The following is a 14,514-nucleotide window of genomic DNA, read 5'->3' as shown; positions in this document are numbered from 1 at the left end:
GCGCTATGGCGGCGCCCGTCTGATCCGTTTAAAGACTCAAGAGAATTCGGCTGAGTTCGGTGGTCGTAGTGACCCCGTCCTCGTATCCGCCCTCGCCGCCGAGTGAGTTCATGATGGCCAACGTGTATCGCTGCTGTGGTCCGGCGAAGCCAACGGAGTTGACGACCCATCCACCTTCCTCCTGGGACCAGCCGTTCTTACTCCCGGGATTCATGGCCTTTCCCGCTCCCCACACTCCCCACTGCTGATCACCGACGACGCGTTGCATCTCGGCGACGACGGCGGCTGCGTTCGCCGGTGTGAGCTTGGTCAGGACGTAGTTCATCAGTCCGTCGAAATCGTCGGCAGTTGCCTTCTGATATCCCCAGTACGGATAGACATCACCAAAACCAGGCTGTGGTCGCACGTTTGGCATGCCATAGCGCGCGAAATTGGTGTTGAACACCTGTATCGAACCACCGTAGCGAGACCACAGCGCGTCAGCCGCAGCGTTATCAGAACTGCGCAGCATGTCGGCCATCTGCTGCCGGTCGGCGGCGGGCAGGCGAAGGGCACCAGCCTGTTCGCGCGAAAGAAGGTCAGCGACCATCGCAAGCTTGATCGTCGACGCGGTCCAGATCGGCGTGCCGGCCTCGGCATTGCGATATCGAGCCCCCGTCGCGCGATCCCGGAGGACAAATCCTACTGTTCCTGGCCGGGTGGCGATGTATCGCTCAGCGGCGGCGAAGCGATCACGCAACACACATTGGACATCAACGGAGGCACAGGACGAGCTCGTGTCGGGCTGAGCCTGGACACCGGCGGTCACGGTCAGGGATCCACTCACGGCGACGACGGTCGCCAACAACCTCCAGCAGAACGATTGAGCCACTACACCACTCGATTCCAGCCGCGACGCCACCGACCTGTCATCGCTTCTACTGCTTCAGTACGTAGGTAGGTGTAGCACGGACAACACCGTGAGCGGCGGCGCAACCGCGGTGTGTCGATAAGATCAGCGGTGTTTCAGCAACACGGAGATTCGGCGTTGTCACGCAGGGCCGAGACGGCAGCTCCCTCGGGCACATACGTTTGCGGCCGCCGGACAAACTGCTCAGCACAGAGCGGGGAACAGAACCAGTACAAGCGGTCCTCATGCGTCGCCGCTGAATGCCTGGCGTCAGCCGAAAGGTGTACGCGGCAGACCGGGTCGACGTGATCTTGGTGGCTGGACCCTGAGTCGATGATGACGACATCGACGGGCGCACGCACATTACGGATGGTGGTCGAGCCGATGTCCCTCACGAGGTCAGCAGGCACACAGGCACGCGAGGCGACGTCGCGTGTCGTCGCGACTTGTCCGCCGTGGGCGAGTCCAGCCAAGCGCGCTGCGGTATTCACCGTGGCACCAAAGATGTCACCGCGGCGCCAAATCACCGGGCCTTCGCTGAGGCCGGCACGTACCAACGGGAAGCCGGGAGTGCGACGGGCCGCCTCGCCGAGACGAGTGAGATAGGCAAGAGCCGCGTGGGCATCCGGCGCTGTCACCATGACGGCATCGCCGATGGTTTTGATGAGAGCATCGCCAGGGCCCAGGACTTCCGTCGCGATGGAGCCGAATTGATCTGCCAGTTCCGCAGCGCGGTGATCCCCATGGACCTCGGTTGAGTGCGGTGTAGCCTGACATGTCGGCGAAAATGACGACGGCCTTCGCGTCTGCATGCTCGAAGCCGCTCACCCGACACCTCCCGTCACGGTCACCGAACCCACAATACATGCATATATGCGCATATGTCTATGCGCTCGTTAGCGGGGCACACGCCTGTTTGTCCGACCCGGTCAGCTTCGGACTTCGACGTCGTCGATCCTCGTCACGTCGCCGTCTTCGGGTCCGTGGGCACGGCCGACGTGCGCTTCTCGACGCATCCGCTCGATCATGTGCGGGTAGTGCAGCTCAAATGCCGGACGCTCCGAACGGATCCGGGGCAGCTCGGTGAAGTTGTGCCGCGGCGGTGGGCAGCTGGTGGCCCACTCCAGCGAGTTGCCGAAGCCCCAGGGGTCGTCGACCGTGACGACCTCGCCGTAGCGCCAGCTCTTGAACACATTCCACAGGAACGGCAGCGTCGACGCACCCAGGATGAAAGCACCGATCGTCGAGATGATGTTCAGCGTGGTGAACCCATCGGTGGGCAGGTAGTCCGCATAGCGCCGGGGCATCCCCTCATTGCCGAGCCAGTGCTGCACCAGGAACGTGGTGTGGAAGCCGATGAACGTCAGCCAGAAGTGCACCTTGCCCAGGCGTTCGTCGAGCAGCCGGCCCGTCATCTTCGGGAACCAGAAGTAGATGCCCGCATAGGTGGCGAACACGATGGTGCCGAAGAGCACGTAATGAAAATGGGCCACAACGAAATACGAATCCGTCACCTGGAAATCCAACGGCGGACTCGCCAGCAGCACGCCGGACAGACCGCCCAACAAGAAGGTGATGATGAAGCCGACCGAGAACAGCATCGGTGTCTCGAACGTCAACTGCCCCTTCCACATCGTGCCTATCCAGTTAAAGAACTTGATACCCGTGGGCACGGCGATCAGGAACGTCATGAACGAAAAGAACGGCAACAGCACCGCACCGGTGGCGTACATGTGGTGCGCCCACACCGCCACCGACAGCGCCGCGATGCCCAGCGTCGCGTAGATCAGCGTCGTGTAGCCGAAGATCGGCTTGCGGCTGAACACCGGGAAGATCTCACTCACGATGCCGAAGAACGGCAACGCGATGATGTACACCTCGGGGTGCCCGAAGAACCAGAACAAGTGCTGCCACAACAGCACACCGCCATTGGCGGGGTCATAGACGTGGGCGCCGAGATGGCGGTCGGCGGCCAGGCCAAATAAGGCCGCCGTCAAGATGGGAAAGGCCAACAGCACCAGGATCGACGTCACCAGGATGTTCCAGGTGAAGATCGGCATCCGGAACATCGTCATACCGGGAGCCCGCATGCAGACCACGGTCGTGATCATGTTCACCGCCCCGAGGATGGTGCCCAGACCACCGACGGCCAGACCCATGATCCACAGGTCAGCACCCGCACCCGGCGAGTGGATCGCGTCCGTCAGCGGCGAGTAGGCGGTCCAGCCGAAGTCGGCAGCACCACCAGGGGTGACGAAGCCCGCGGTGGCGATCAACGCACCGAACAGGAACAGCCAGAACGAGAAGGCGTTCAGCCGCGGGAACGCCACGTCCGGAGCGCCGATCTGCAGCGGCAACACCAGGTTCGCGAACCCGAACACGATCGGGGTGGCATAGAACAGCAGCATCACCGTGCCGTGCATCGTGAACAACTGGTTGAACTGCTCGTTCGACAAGAACTGCAAGCCGGGAGAAGCGAGCTCCGTGCGCATGAACAGCGCCATCAACCCACCGATGAGGAAGAACGCAAAGCACGCGACGCAATACATCATGCCGATCAGCTTGTGATCGGTGGTCGTGATCAGCTTGTAGATCAAGTTGCCCTTGGGGCCGATCCGCGCCGGGAACGGACGCCGGGCCTCAAGCTCACCGATAGCGGAGACATCCAGTGCCACACCGACCTCCAGAGCTACGGGCCGGGTATTCACAGCCCGTCCATCTACTATCGAGCTTAGTAGATAAACGTCTGGGGTTGAAAGCCCCTATCGTCAGATGGATACAGGAGATGGATGCTCTCGCTTCCACGCCCATTCCGAACCCTCTTCGCCGCGGCTGTCACCACCGTGGTGCTTGCCGCGTGCACGGAGTCCGGACAGACATCGCCGGGTAGCGGAAGCTTCGACTTCGTCTCGCCCGGCGGAAAAACCGTGTTGTTCTACGACCCGCCGACGGACCGTGGATCCATTGGCGCAATGTCCGGTCCCGACTTGATGAACGACGCCACTGTCAGCGTGGCCGACTTCGCCGGCGACATCGTCGTGATCAACGTGTGGGGGTCGTGGTGCGCACCCTGCCGCACGGAGACACCGGAACTGGAGACCGTCCACGCCGAGTTCCAGAGACGTGGCGTTCAATTTCTCGGGATCAATGTTCGCGACAACCGTGAATCGGCACGCGATTTCGTCACCGATCGCAATGTGACGTACCCATCGATATTCGATCCCGAGATGCGCTCACTCATCGCGTTTGGGCGCCGCTATCCGACCAGCGTCGTGCCGACCACCGTCGTCCTCGACAGACAACATCGGGTGGCTGCGGTGTACTTGACGGCGGTACTTGCCGAGGATCTGCGGCCCTTACTCCAACGCCTCACCGCGGAGTCCTGAGTCGTCCGAAGATGGCCTGCGCCAGCCGTCGAGCAGATATCCAAATCCACTAGAAACGAGATCGGCGCGCAGTGCCGGACTTGGCCTGTGAGCACCAAGCCATTGACGTAAGACCTCTGCCTGCTTGCCGTGCGGCGCGTCCGCGGCGCCGGCGTCATCGAGGATGAAATAGCACAACGTTTCCCGCCCATAGCCCCCGAGTTCCATCGTGTAGTCGGCACAGCGCAGGTCCATTGCGGCCAGGTGGAGCTCCAACCACACGGGCATCCACGGGTCGCACGGATCCAATGGCGGCGAAGTAACGAACCACTCGTGAAACTCGTCAAATAGATTCCGCGGCAGCGGTATCCGACACCGCACCAAGGCGCGCACTGACGCGAGAATGACATGGACCGACTCCGAAGCGTTGAGTGCCACACACATCGTTGAACGCTCGGTATCCGATAGACATGAGTCAGCGACCTCCCACATCAATTCGGCGAGTGCAAACTCCTCGCGCATTCAGCCTCCGGCAGACCCGCTAGCACCAATGCCTTACTATCTCAGATAGTACTGAGTTAGTACGTAGATAAGCTGATCGAGCAAGAGGCGGACGATGGCAACTGGTACTGCGATCACCTCGCGGGTGCACTCGCTCAATCGTCCCAACATGGTGAGCATCGGCACCATCGTGTGGCTTTCGAGCGAGTTGATGTTCTTTGCCGGCTTGTTCGCGATGTACTTCACCGCCAGGGCTCAGGCCGAGGAGTGGCCACCGCCTCCGACTGAGTTGAACCTCACTCTGGCAGTGCCGGTGACTCTCGTTCTGATCGCCTCGTCGTTCACCTGTCAGATGGGGGTATTCGCAGCCGAGCGAGGCGACGTCTTCGGATTACGCCGGTGGTACACGGTCACATTCTTCATGGGCCTGTTCTTCGTGCTCGGCCAAGGCTACGAGTACTTCAAGCTCGTCGAAGAGGGCACGACAATCGCGAGCAGCGCCTACGGGTCAGTCTTTTATCTGACCACCGGTTTCCACGGTCTCCACGTCATCGGCGGTCTGATCGCCTTCGTCATGCTGCTGGCGCGCACCAAGATGAGCAAATTCACGCCCGCCCAGGCGACGTCAGCGATCGTCGTGTCCTACTACTGGCATTTCGTGGACGTCGTGTGGATCGCCCTTTTCGCTGTCATCTACTTCGTGAGATGAGATTCCAGCGTTGGCTGGCGGCCGCCGCCGCAGTCGCATGCCTAGCCATCAGCGTGCCATCAATCGCAGTAGCGCAGACCTCGCAGCCCGCCGCTCCGACAACTCATTCCTACGACGACTCCCATACGTCGGAGAACCGCAGCGAATCGCTGCCGGCGTTGTGGATCTTCGTCGGCGCCGTCGGGGGGCTCGCGCTCATCGCCACACTCCTCATTCGGCATAACGCCTCTGGCGGGCGCCATTCGACCACTCAGGAATGACAGATGACGGCGATGAGCACTGGGGCGAGGACCACCGCCGCCAGGGCTGAGATCGTTGCGATTCGCTCGCGCAGGAGGGCGCCGGCTACGGCCGGCACGGCGAGACGCTCAGCCCTGGCTAGCACGGCAGTGTCGGCCGCTCCGAGCGCGCCGTCTGCAGTTCGAGGGGCTCCCGCGAGAGCAATCAAGCCATCCAGAACAGTCTCACGTCCGTGACGGCGCGCCGCCGTATCGTCGGCACACATCTCGAGCAACCGACCTACCACTGCAACGGCGTTGGGAAGCAACGGGAATCTCGGCATCGAGGTTGCCAATGCTCGTAATGCCATCATGAGCTGAGGATGACGGCCCGCCAGGTGGGCACGCTCGTGGGCCAGCACTGCCGCCAGCTCTGCCTCGTTCAGTGTCGACATCGCTGCGCTGGTCACTACGATCGCGTCCGGACGTCCCACGACGCAATATGCGGCCGCGCTTCGCTCCTGGAGCACGACAACTCCCGGATGTGTCGACGGCGACCCGAGGATGTGCGCGGCGTGCGCATGCTCCCGGCTGCGCCGCCAGAATCGACGGACCGCGACCAGCGACCGGCGCGCCACCACTGACGTCGCGATCAATGCGGCAGCGCAGGCCACGATGATGGCAACGTGGCCGGCCCACCCCAGATGGTTGAGCGCCAGCAGTGCGTCCATGCAATAGCGCAAAGGGCCGGCGGGGTGGGGGCCAAAAACTTCAGCAAGCATGCCGACCGCGCCAACGAGCCACGCGGCAATAGCGATCACAATGGTCACCAACCACAGCACGACCGACAACCGAGGCGCTCCACCACCGCGTGACAGCCAGGAAAGAAGTCGCGGCCCCATCCACACCAGTGCTGCCCCATAGACCAGCAGGCAGAGTGCCGCGCTCATGATTTACGAGAGCGACGACTGACTTTGCGCAACGCCGCACGGAGTCGCTCCGACTCGTCGTCGTTCATCTGGCGCAGAAAGTAGCTCAAGACGACGTCGACGTCTCCCCCGTGCTGAAACGCGTCACGCATGAGTTGAGCGGACCGTTCTTCGCGGGTCATTGCCGCCCAGTAGCTATAAGCTTTGCCAACCCGTCGACGCTCCAACCAGCCTTTACGGTGGAGGTTGTCCATGGTGGACATCACGGTTGTGTAAGCGATATCCCGTTCAGCAGCCATGTCATCGAAGATCTCCCGTACGGTGACCTCTTCGCCGTAGCCCCACACGTGATCCATCACCGCCGACTCCAGGTCGCCGAATCCCCGCTGCTGCACCGCCCTGGCTCCTACCCGTCGGACAATATCTGCACCTTATGTTAGCTGCCAGCCTCGTCGAAGTGCGTCAAGCGACAAGCCGCCAAAGGCGGAGTCCCCGCGCATGCCAACGACCGAGCGCCTGATCCACCTGCACAACGCGGCTGCACGAGCGATCGATCCCCGACGGGAGCACCTTGCCCCGCCCACAGCATCATCTACTATCCGCCTACGTACTATTGTACTTAGTAGCCGGTGGCCTCGGCCACGACCCATTGCGCGCGGACATCAAGAGGAGACTTGCGGAGTGTCACTTTCGCATCGAATGCTCGGCAGCCAACCCGGACATCACGCGGGGATAATCCACAACCCACGCACGTACGAGATGCTCGCCAACCTGCAATTCCTCGGCAAGCGGCGACGGATATGGAGACAGTTCGCAACAGCATCTCGCGCCACCCTCGGCGAGAAAGTCATCGACATCGGTTGCGGGACCGGCTACTTCGCCGCGACACTCGCACCCATCGTGGGTAGCGGCGGTTTCGTCGTCGGTATTGATCCGTCCGCGCAGCTCATCCAGTACGCCGACGATCACACTCCCGTGAACTGCGGCTTCACCGTGACGGGCGCTGAGAATCTACCGTTCCCGGACGCAGCTTTCGACCTGGCCGTGTCAAGCCTCGCATTCCACCACATTCCCGAAGAACTCTGGCCCCAGGCCCTCAGTGAGATATTTCGCGTTCTACGACCAAGTGGCCGACTGTTCCTGGCCGACTACCGTCCGCCCGAGCGCCGCTGGGCGCAGAAGTTATTGAAATCTGTCGGAGGCGAGCAAGCCACGCACGACCCTCGGCCAGACCTCAAATCCGCGATTTTGACAGCCGCTTTCGCCATTTCCGACGTAGGCACATATCCTCGCATGCACCACATCGTGGCCTTCAAGACACAGACGGCTGCATGAGGTAGCACTCACGCCACCTCCACCCACCCACTTTCACGTTTGGCAGAGCGCGATGACCACGGCTGGTGCCGAGATGATGAGCGCCATCAATGCCAGCAGCACAACACGGTTGAGGGTTTCGCCGACTCCTCCGCCAGAGGTGCTGAGTCGGCTGGCACGCAAGGTAAACCCCTGGTCGGCGACTCCCAGAGCGCCGCCGGGCGACAGTCGATACGGCGCGGTGAAAACCAGCAGACTGTCCAACAGAGCATCGCGACCATGGCTACGGGCGGCGCGGTCGTCGGCACACATTTCGACCAAGAACTCGACGGTAGCCGCAGCAGCCCGGAATAGCGGTACTCGCGGCACTGATGACGCCAGTGCACGCAGAGTCATCTTGATTTGAGGGTGACGGCTCGATAGATGAGCACTTTCGTGAGCCAAGACAGCGGCAAGCTCGGTCTCCTTCAAACGCGCCACCGCGCCGGTGCTGACCACCACGGCATGCGGGGGCCCTGCTACGCAATATGCCGCGGGCTGATCGGCCTGGATGAGAAAGACTCCCGGATGCTCGGTTACTGATCCGAGAATCCTTGCTTCTCTAGAGATCTCACTGCTTCGCTCCCGAAATCGCCGTAACGTCAGGAAGACACGTTTGGCGATCAAGATGGACACTCCCAGGACAAGAAGCGCGGAAGCGACAAAGACGACGTGCCCACGCCAACCGAAGTGATTGAGCGCGAGAAACATATCCACACAGAGTTGCGCGGGCAGTGCCGCGTGTTTGATCAGGAGCTCGGCCATGACATTGACGCTGGCCGCCATCCAGGCGGCGAGGGCACAACCCACGGCAGTGAGCCAGACCGCCACGGACAGGCGCGGATTGCGTCCACTACGAGTCACCTTCTCAAGGACCGGCGGCAATAGCCAGGCCAGAACGAAGCCGTAGAGCAGAATGCAGAGGGCGAAATTCATGACGCCCGGTGCCGAGGCGCCTTGCGCACCGCAACCCGAAGTCGTTCCGACTCCTCGTCATTCATCTGACGCAGAAAGAAATTCAACACCTGATCGGCGTCGCCTCCGGAATGCAGCGCATGCGCCATCAGGTGAGCCGACCTCTCCTCGCGCGTCATCGTCGGCCAATAGCTATAGGCCTTCCCGATCCGCTTCCGCGCGAGCCACCCTTTCCGATGCAGGTTGTCCATCGTCGACATCACCGTGGTATACGCGATGTCTCGGCTCGCGACCAAATCATCGAACACTGTGCGGACCAACACGGGGCCCCCCGTTGCCCAGACCCGATCCATCACCGCCGACTCCAGGTCTCCAAAGCCCCGCTCCTGCACCGTCACTCCTACCGCGAATGTCGTCACAACGATGATTCCTTCAATATGCCCGCCGCTAACAAGTTAACCGCACGGGGACCACTTACGTACAGCGTCACCGCATTCAATTGGCCACTAAACCCCCGCGTCGAGGTCCCAGGTCTGTGACAAACGTGAATTGAGAGACCAAAGTGATATACGTTGCGTCCACGTACGTAGCTGCGTAGTAGATTGGCTCACCGCGGAGGCGAAAGGTATATCCCAATGGATCCGGCGCAAAGACCGGCACGATGGGTGCTAGCGCTGTCCATGGCTTCAAAGCTGGCGTTCAATTGGGTCGGCACCGCCACTGCAGAACCCGGCTCAGCGCAGGACAATTCCATCGCGCGACTGGGCGGAGATGTTGCGCGCGCCGATCAACGCCTCGCCGATCTGCAGGCCTCTGTCCACAGCCAGTCATGAGAGCGCTCGTCCAGGTCGAAAGCGCCCGCGCCGACAAGACTTCTGTCCAGACTGCCCGCAGCCGGGCCCAAGACGCCACCACCCGGATGGAAGACGCCCAGCGTCGGTCGACGAGTTCACCGCCACGCAGTACATGAGTGGACCCGCGGAGAACACGATCTGGGCCCCAAGCCGAGAAGAGGTCGTTTCCGTCGCGCGAACACAGCAGACGCTCGCGTTGGCCTTCACTCGAAGCCCGTAACGAGCTGAAAGCAGCGAGAACCGAACACACGAATCTCGAATCCGCGGCTCGTCGAGCTCAATCCGACGCGAGATCGCAGAACGTCTGGCGCAGAGTCGCTACGACGAAGCTGTCGACGCTGTGCGCGCCTCCGAGGATGCCTTTATCGCGCCACGGAGCGAAATCGACTCTGCCACCGACGAAGCGCGGACGGCGCGGGGGCGACTCGAGAAGGCCCGCAGTACCCCACCACCGTCCGAGCCGGGTAGCTGGGATTCTGCGCCCGACACCCAGGTCACTGGCACAGAGTGGGACACCGCCGTGCCGGCGGTTCCCGCCGCGGACCTCTCGGATCCGGTGGCGATTGTCAACTCGGTGCTGCAGATCTCGGCAGCGTCCGCACAAGTCACAGCCAGCCTCGGGCGGCAGTTCCTTGTCAAGCTTGGCTTGATAGCCGAACCCTCGCCCTCTGTTGCCGCCGTTCCTGGGCAGATTCCGCGCGTATACGGCCAGCAGGCAGTGGAATTCGTCATTCGCCGAGGCATGACCCAGCTCGGTGTCCCGTATTCCTGGGGCGGCGGGAACGCCAGCGGGGCCACCCGTGGCGTCGATCGAGGTGCTGGCACAGTCGGTTTCGACTGTTCCGGGCTCATGGTCTTCGCCTTTGCCGGGGTTGGCATCAGCCTTCCGAAATACTCTGGCGCGCAGTATGAAAAGGACCGCCGGGTGCCTGTGGGAGAAATGCGTCGAGGTGATCTGATTTTCTACGGCCCCAACGGCAGTCAGCACGTTGCGATCTATCTGGGTCAGGGCCAGATGCTGGAGTCACCGTTCACAGGCTCCCAAGTGCGGATCGCTCCTGTCCGCACCAGCGGGATGACCTCGCACGTCGTGCGACTCATCGACTACTGACAGTCGGTCAGCGCAGGGCGCTTCCGCTGATCCACTTCTCCCAAGGCACGGACCAGTCTCCGTTCTGCCACTGTTCCAGCGGTGCGCCGCCGGTATTGCGAATCTCCACCACGTCACCCGGGTTGGCAAACTCGTAGTACCACTCGGCGTTCTCTGCACTGAGATTCAGGCAGCCCGCTGACACGTTTGTGTTGCCCTGCGCCCAGACTGTTGCCTCACGCTCGTGGAGGTAGATGCCGTCGGGGCTGATCCGAACCGCGTGCGGGACGCTGATCTTGTATCCGGACGCGGAATCCACCGGTAGCCCGTACGTCGACGAGTCCATCAGGACGGGATTCTGCTTCTCCATCACGGTGTACACACCGGGTTGCGTCCAGAACGCAATAGTCTTGCCGCCGACGGTTTCCGTGCCGCCCCTGCCCATCGACGTCGGCATCGTCCGTATGAGGACGCCGTCTTCGTAGACGCTCACCTGCTTGGTGGTGTCGTCGGCGATCGCGATCCGCGATTGCCCGATCCGGAAACTGACCTGCTTGTCCTCTTCACCGAAAAGGCCATCCCCCAGGGGGGTGCCGTAGAGACCGGCCTTGACCGTCACTTCGGTGCCGGAGGGGAAGTATTCGCGCGGGCGCCAGTGTGCCTTTCGGTCGTTGATCCACGTCCAGGCACCCTCGATCTTGGGCGCCGTGGTGACCTGAAGTCGACGCTCGGCGGCAGCCTTGTCCGATATTGCCCTGTCGAATGTCGCCACGATGACAGTTCCGACGCCATAGACGCCGCCCTCCGAAAGGGAAGCGCCATTGGTCATCCCGAGTGTGACGCCGACTTGCGCCTGTGGCGAGACGGTGGAGAACTCCGAGACAGTGGTCACTGTGGTGGCGCCGCTGCCCTGGCCGGTTGCGCTGAGGGTGTATGTCCGTCCATACCCAAGCGGCTCGTCGGGCTGCCAGGCGCGGCCGCCCGCCGTCAACCGACCCGTGACTACTCGACCGTGTTCGTTCTGCATGCGCACGTCGGTCAGCGTGCCTGATGTCGCGGTCACCTTTACCGCGCCGACAGGCACAACATCGCTCGCGCCAGTTCGCGGAAGAATGTCGACCGCGGGCGGTTCGGGCACGGCCTTGGGCTTCTGTTCAGCCTCCAGAGCGCTGGGAGCCACCACTGCGTCAGACAGCCGAGACTTGAGCGCGCTTGTCTGCGATGCGGTCACAAGCACGCCGACCACGGCGAATACGCTCAGCGCAACTATCTTTCGGTGTCCAGCCAACACTTTCATCACAACTATCCGTCGGGGTGGTACCTCGTCAAATTACGTATCCACATAGTAGTTGGTCGATGCGGTGAAGGTGCGACGGCGCGACGACCAGCGGAACGAGTCGCCACACAGGTTCAGTACCGACGCGCGTTGTAGATCGGCGCCATCGTGATAGGGGCGACTTTGACAGGAGTCCCGTAGGTGGATGCGTGCACCATCATGCCGTCGCCGATGTAGATGCCGGCGTGGGAGGCGTCGCTGTAGAAGGTCACGATGTCGCCTGGAAGCAGGGCTTCCAGCGCCACAGGCTGGCCGCCACTGGCCAATGCCTGGCTGGAGCGGGGTAACGATTTGCCTTGCTGCAGGAATGACCACTTGATGAGTCCCGAGCAGTCGAATGCGTTGGGCCCATTCCCGCCCCACACATACGGGGAGCCCACTCGACTCAAGGCCGTCTGCACTACTGCAGCTCCGCCGCCGGTTCCTGCCGGCGGCCCCGGGACGGCGCCGTCAGGGTTCGGCATCGCGACGATATCGGACGGCGGTGGCGGTGCGGCCCCAGAAGGCGGGGGCGGTCCGGGCGCAGCGAGAACGGCGCGCTGCTCCGTGGTCAGAGCCGCATATTGTGCTTCGACACTTGAGATCTGAGTGCGCAGATCACCCTGCCGACGTTGAATGTCGGCGCGCACTTTCGCGGTGGCATCGGTCGCTGCACGCGCCTGCGCGGCAGCGACACGAGACTCGTCTTCGGCCGCGGCAGCACGGGTGCGCGCTGCGCTGAACTGAGTCATCGCGTCTCTCATCTGCCCGGACATCACTCGCTGCACAGACAGCCGGTCGAGCAGCTCCTGGGGTGAGCCGGCACCCAGCGTCGCAGAGATATTTCCGGAAGGTCCACTGACGTACTCGGCGACAGCGACGCGGTCAACAGCAGCTTGATAACTACGCAGATCCGCCGAGGCGGCCTCCGCTCGACCAAGATCCTCCGCCAGTTTCTCCTCAGCGGCTCGCTGCGCCTCGACTTTGAGGTCGAGATCCAATTCAGCCGAATACAACTCTTCGCTGGCTTGTTCGGCTTGTCGCGAGAGCTCCGCCATTCGCGCGAGCGCGTCCGCGGCAGGGTCTGCGCTGACCACGCCCGCGACGCTGGAGGCACCCACCGTCAAGACTGCAAGGGTAAGTAGAGCGATGACGCTTCGCAAAATCTGCGGCGGGCGCCCGTGTCTCAAAGCGACTGTCCTCCGGTGACCTTGATCTACGTAGTTGGTACGTAGATAACGGATCACACTAGAGAACGCTCACACTTTTGTCCAAACAATCAGCCCGCAGAGCATAGGCAAGGCCCGACCCGGGATGACTATGGCGGAATCCCCCGACAGGATTCCGCCATAGCGCCTTCGCCGGGATCAGCCCATACGCGGCGCCGCTCCCGACGTCTGGATAATCTACTATTCAACTTAGTAGATGGTTTGACGTTCTGCTTACGGACGCGTGATCCTCAACCGCCGAAGAGCAGGTACAACCCTGCGAACGTGTAGCCGACCATTGTCAGCATCATCGCCACTTGGCCGGTGATCTGATGATCCCGCGGCAACAGTCGCAGAGCGCGATCATGTGCAGACACCACCGCAACCATGTGTCCCACGACCACGCACGAGACCTTGATCGTCCAGAGCACCGAGGGATGCTGAGACAAGATGTAGCTGACGTCGTCCTGCGTAAGCCCGAGGAGCTGCCAGCCCAGCCCGAAAGGATCTGCTAGGCGCACGATCGTCTCTTGCCCGCGTTCAACGAGGTACGACAAGTAATGGGCGAAGATGTAGCCGACGACGATCGGAATAAGTGAATGCGCCAACTGTCCCGGAAGTTGCTGTCGCTGCTGTGGATTGATGCCCCCCGTCGCCCGAGCGGCGCCACAGAACGTCAGTCCGACGACGGCGACGAACACGAACAGTATCGCCGTCCGCAACGCTGTCGCGCCGCCGGCATCCCCCACGAGTGGAACTGCCGCCGCCGCGCGATCGACGAAGTTCCGAAATGTCGGGGACTGGGAGAAGCTGTCGAACGCCGTGGAGCCCAGCAATACCGCCAGAACTGCCACCGTTCCAGGTCGGACCGGCAGCGTCGGCAGGTGGTCGAGCGGATTGACCCACTCCACGCGTCCGGTGCCTCGGGCACGTCGGAAAGGCGACATCCGCGACACGGCCATGCTGTACACCTCGAAGGGGTCAGCGCGTGCGAACCACCGAGCGCCGAAGACCCAGGCACCGATCCCCACCACCGCCGCGTAGATCAATAGCCACAGCTTGATGGCCGTCAGCGAACCGGGGTCCGGGCTTGCTAGCTGTACTGACCACGGACGTTGGTGACGGCGTGGTGAGGTGACAAGACGAAGACCTCCGAGTGAAGTGCGAA

14 protein-coding genes and 2 pseudogenes are annotated in these 14,514 nt (G+C 62.3%); 6 read left to right on the top strand and 10 right to left on the bottom strand.

From position 1 onward, the window contains the following. Positions 1 to 28: 28 nt before the first annotated feature. On the bottom strand, positions 29 to 826 hold the full coding sequence (locus AWC12_RS29960) for a serine hydrolase (protein ID WP_370476083.1): 798 nt from the start codon (positions 824 to 826) through the stop codon (positions 29 to 31). 509 nt (positions 827 to 1,335) lie between these two features. Between AWC12_RS29960 and AWC12_RS31795 the strand changes: the two genes are divergently transcribed. After that, positions 1,336 to 1,647 carry a hypothetical protein gene (locus AWC12_RS31795; RefSeq protein ID WP_234814211.1) on the top strand — a complete coding sequence of 104 codons (312 nt, stop codon included), beginning with the start codon at positions 1,336 to 1,338 and terminating at the stop codon, positions 1,645 to 1,647. 171 nt (positions 1,648 to 1,818) lie between these two features. Here the strand turns inward: AWC12_RS31795 and ctaD are convergent, their stop codons facing one another. After that, positions 1,819 to 3,564, bottom strand: a complete 1,746-nt coding sequence (gene ctaD / locus AWC12_RS29950; RefSeq protein ID WP_024444624.1) for an aa3-type cytochrome oxidase subunit I — start codon at positions 3,562 to 3,564, stop codon at positions 1,819 to 1,821. Positions 3,565 to 3,678: 114 nt separating this feature from the next. Between ctaD and AWC12_RS29945 the strand changes: the two genes are divergently transcribed. After that, complete coding sequence (locus tag AWC12_RS29945; RefSeq protein WP_024444625.1) at positions 3,679 to 4,275, top strand: TlpA family protein disulfide reductase; 597 nt, start codon at positions 3,679 to 3,681, stop codon at positions 4,273 to 4,275. Here AWC12_RS29945 and AWC12_RS30915 read toward each other — a convergent pair. Continuing rightward, positions 4,246 to 4,542 (bottom strand): hypothetical protein, encoded by a 297-nt coding sequence (locus tag AWC12_RS30915; protein ID WP_131809428.1) that lies wholly within the window; start codon positions 4,540 to 4,542, stop codon positions 4,246 to 4,248. The two genes, AWC12_RS29945 and AWC12_RS30915, sit on opposite strands and share 30 nt — an antisense overlap. Before the next feature lie 328 nt (positions 4,543 to 4,870). On the opposite strand from AWC12_RS30915, the gene ctaE reads away from it, so the two are divergent. Next, positions 4,871 to 5,464, top strand: coding sequence for an aa3-type cytochrome oxidase subunit III (gene ctaE / locus AWC12_RS29935; protein ID WP_024444627.1), 594 nt, complete (start codon positions 4,871 to 4,873; stop codon positions 5,462 to 5,464). Between the two features lie 250 nt (positions 5,465 to 5,714). On the opposite strand, the gene AWC12_RS29925 is transcribed toward ctaE, so the two are convergent. Together AWC12_RS29925 and AWC12_RS29920 are read right to left on the bottom strand one after the other, a co-directional pair. Continuing rightward, a complete protein-coding gene (locus tag AWC12_RS29925) occupies positions 5,715 to 6,632 on the bottom strand; it encodes a M56 family metallopeptidase (RefSeq protein ID WP_024444629.1) in 918 nt (305 codons plus the stop codon). Continuing rightward, positions 6,629 to 7,006 (bottom strand): BlaI/MecI/CopY family transcriptional regulator, encoded by a 378-nt coding sequence (locus AWC12_RS29920; RefSeq protein ID WP_024444630.1) that lies wholly within the window; start codon positions 7,004 to 7,006, stop codon positions 6,629 to 6,631. The genes AWC12_RS29925 and AWC12_RS29920 overlap by 4 nt, the downstream gene beginning before the upstream one ends. 286 nt (positions 7,007 to 7,292) lie before the next feature. Here AWC12_RS29920 and AWC12_RS29915 point away from each other — a divergent pair, with 286 nt between their 5' ends. Then, positions 7,293 to 7,946, top strand: coding sequence for a class I SAM-dependent methyltransferase (locus tag AWC12_RS29915; RefSeq protein ID WP_024444631.1), 654 nt, complete (start codon positions 7,293 to 7,295; stop codon positions 7,944 to 7,946). A 33-nt stretch (positions 7,947 to 7,979) separates the two neighbouring features. On the opposite strand, the gene AWC12_RS29910 is transcribed toward AWC12_RS29915, so the two are convergent. Beyond that, positions 7,980 to 8,900, bottom strand: coding sequence for a M56 family metallopeptidase (locus tag AWC12_RS29910; RefSeq protein ID WP_024444632.1), 921 nt, complete (start codon positions 8,898 to 8,900; stop codon positions 7,980 to 7,982). Further along, complete coding sequence (locus tag AWC12_RS29905) at positions 8,897 to 9,271, bottom strand: BlaI/MecI/CopY family transcriptional regulator (protein WP_024444633.1); 375 nt, start codon at positions 9,269 to 9,271, stop codon at positions 8,897 to 8,899. Before AWC12_RS29905 ends, AWC12_RS29910 begins: the two co-directional genes overlap by 4 nt. Positions 9,272 to 9,559: 288 nt before the next feature. Between AWC12_RS29905 and AWC12_RS31430 the strand changes: the two genes are divergently transcribed. Both AWC12_RS31430 and AWC12_RS29900 read left to right on the top strand, forming a co-directional pair. Beyond that, positions 9,560 to 9,712, top strand: coding sequence for a hypothetical protein (locus AWC12_RS31430; RefSeq protein ID WP_162562186.1), 153 nt, complete (start codon positions 9,560 to 9,562; stop codon positions 9,710 to 9,712). Positions 9,713 to 10,241: 529 nt separating this feature from the next. Beyond that, positions 10,242 to 10,844: pseudogene (locus AWC12_RS29900) on the top strand (NlpC/P60 family protein); the annotation flags it as partial. A 7-nt stretch (positions 10,845 to 10,851) separates the two neighbouring features. On the opposite strand, the gene AWC12_RS29895 reads toward AWC12_RS29900, so the two are convergent. The 3 genes and pseudogenes from AWC12_RS29895 to AWC12_RS29885 form a co-directional block, all read right to left on the bottom strand. After that, positions 10,852 to 12,120: a L,D-transpeptidase gene (locus AWC12_RS29895; protein WP_051226997.1), complete on the bottom strand. Its 1,269-nt coding sequence runs from the start codon at positions 12,118 to 12,120 to the stop codon at positions 10,852 to 10,854. Positions 12,121 to 12,233: 113 nt separating this feature from the next. Continuing rightward, positions 12,234 to 13,328, bottom strand: coding sequence for a peptidoglycan hydrolase RipC (gene ripC, locus AWC12_RS29890; protein WP_207548301.1), 1,095 nt, complete (start codon positions 13,326 to 13,328; stop codon positions 12,234 to 12,236). A gap of 269 nt (positions 13,329 to 13,597) precedes the next feature. Continuing rightward, positions 13,598 to 14,514, bottom strand: a pseudogene (locus AWC12_RS29885) (hypothetical protein); the annotation flags it as partial.

This window comes from Mycolicibacterium iranicum, assembly GCF_002101705.1.
Lineage (GTDB): Bacteria > Actinomycetota > Actinomycetes > Mycobacteriales > Mycobacteriaceae > Mycobacterium > Mycobacterium iranicum.
Note: the sequence above shows the minus strand (reverse complement) of the source record. Positions and strands in the feature narration are given on the sequence as shown.

What these genes read in the sequence shown, in the direction of transcription:
- AWC12_RS29945 (WP_024444625.1), top strand. Translation starts at nt 3,679, where the DNA reads ATGCTCTCGCTTCCACGCCCATTCCGAACCCTCTTCGCCGCGGCTGTC.
- AWC12_RS30915 (WP_131809428.1), bottom strand. Translation starts at nt 4,542, where the DNA reads ATGCCCGTGTGGTTGGAGCTCCACCTGGCCGCAATGGACCTGCGCTGT.
- ctaE (WP_024444627.1), top strand. Translation starts at nt 4,871, where the DNA reads ATGGCAACTGGTACTGCGATCACCTCGCGGGTGCACTCGCTCAATCGT.
- AWC12_RS29925 (WP_024444629.1), bottom strand. Translation starts at nt 6,632, where the DNA reads ATGAGCGCGGCACTCTGCCTGCTGGTCTATGGGGCAGCACTGGTGTGG.
- AWC12_RS29910 (WP_024444632.1), bottom strand. Translation starts at nt 8,900, where the DNA reads ATGAATTTCGCCCTCTGCATTCTGCTCTACGGCTTCGTTCTGGCCTGG.
- AWC12_RS31430 (WP_162562186.1), top strand. Translation starts at nt 9,560, where the DNA reads ATGGCTTCAAAGCTGGCGTTCAATTGGGTCGGCACCGCCACTGCAGAA.
- AWC12_RS29895 (WP_051226997.1), bottom strand. Translation starts at nt 12,120, where the DNA reads ATGAAAGTGTTGGCTGGACACCGAAAGATAGTTGCGCTGAGCGTATTC.